Genomic DNA, 1,091 nt, shown 5'->3' with positions numbered 1-1,091 from the left:
CTCTGGCCAGGGACTCAGGCCTCGGCTGTCCCGAGCTCGGCGACGTACGCCGCCCCGGCGGCCATCGCGGCAGATCCATGCGACTTCAAGGGTCATGGCTGCCAACTGGGCATTACTCAGGGCCAGCTCGATGGCCATCGCTGCACTGCTCTCAACCCACATGGTCACGGAGACTCGGGCCTGCCAGACTTCGGATACGGCTACTCCATAGGTCACGCACAAGGCTGGGCTCACGAGGAGTGCGACGAGAGAGGGCAGTGGACAGACGACAACGACAACGGCAACAACAACGGCAACGGCAACGGCAACGGCAACGGCAACGGCAACGGCAACGGCAACGGCAACAACAACGGCAACGGCAACGGCAACGGCAACGGCGCCGACCACCATGGTTGATAGCTAGTGCGACGTTCCTCAAAGCAGGTAGATGAACTTGCGGCGCAGGGCTCGGGGCCGTGGGGGTGGTCGCCCCCAGACCCAGGGGTGGGCGTGGGCGTTGAGCTGGGCGGTGGCGACGGTGACCGCGTGGGTGATCTCGGTGGCGTCGGCGAAGGTCTGTCCGGCGAACCCGGCCTTGCGCAGCAGCCGCCACCAGCCTTCGGCCAGGTTCAGCCAGCAGGCCTTGACCGGGATGAACACCTGGCGGATCCGCGGGTGACGGGCCAGCCATTGGCGGACCTTCCAGCTGGAATGGCTGGAGAGGTTGTCGGTGATGACCACGATCGGGCCGCGCCGGTTGGCTTTCGCGATGCGGGCCAGCAACTGGATCCAGCCGTCGCTGTTGCGTGAGGGCGCGCAGAAGGTGAGCTCGGTGCCGTCACGGATGCGCAGGCCGCCGTACACCCAGGTCTTGTCAGTGCCGCGAGAGTACTCCAACGGTGCTTTGATCCGATGTCCGTCGGCCGACCAGCCGGGCGCCGGTGAGAAGGTGCGCGGGGTCACCGGTCCCAGTTCGTCGGCGCAGATGACCGTGGTGCCGGGCGGCGGGTCGGTGTAGCAGCCGATGACCTCGGCTCTGATATGAAACTGGCCCCGGCTGGGCAGGCGGCAGCGGACCCCGGCCGGCAGAGGGTTGCGGGGTTGTGCGCACG

General features: G+C 67.2%; 2 protein-coding genes. One reads left to right on the top strand and one right to left on the bottom strand.

What is annotated here, in order from left to right:
- Window positions 1–396 (top strand): hypothetical protein (locus ACSDR0_RS50750; RefSeq protein WP_435296157.1); only part of this gene is annotated, 396 nt, incomplete at its 5' end.
- A gap of 18 nt (window positions 397–414) precedes the next feature.
- Here the strand turns inward: ACSDR0_RS50750 and ACSDR0_RS50745 are convergent.
- Window positions 415–1,091: IS630 family transposase (locus ACSDR0_RS50745; protein ID WP_435296156.1), on the bottom strand; the 677-nt coding region annotated here is incomplete at its 5' end.

Source organism: Streptosporangium sp. G11, assembly GCF_051192615.1.
Classification (GTDB): Bacteria; Actinomycetota; Actinomycetes; order Streptosporangiales; family Streptosporangiaceae; genus Streptosporangium.
The sequence above is the reverse complement of the archived record's forward strand: the minus strand, read 5'-3'. Positions and strand labels throughout refer to the sequence as shown.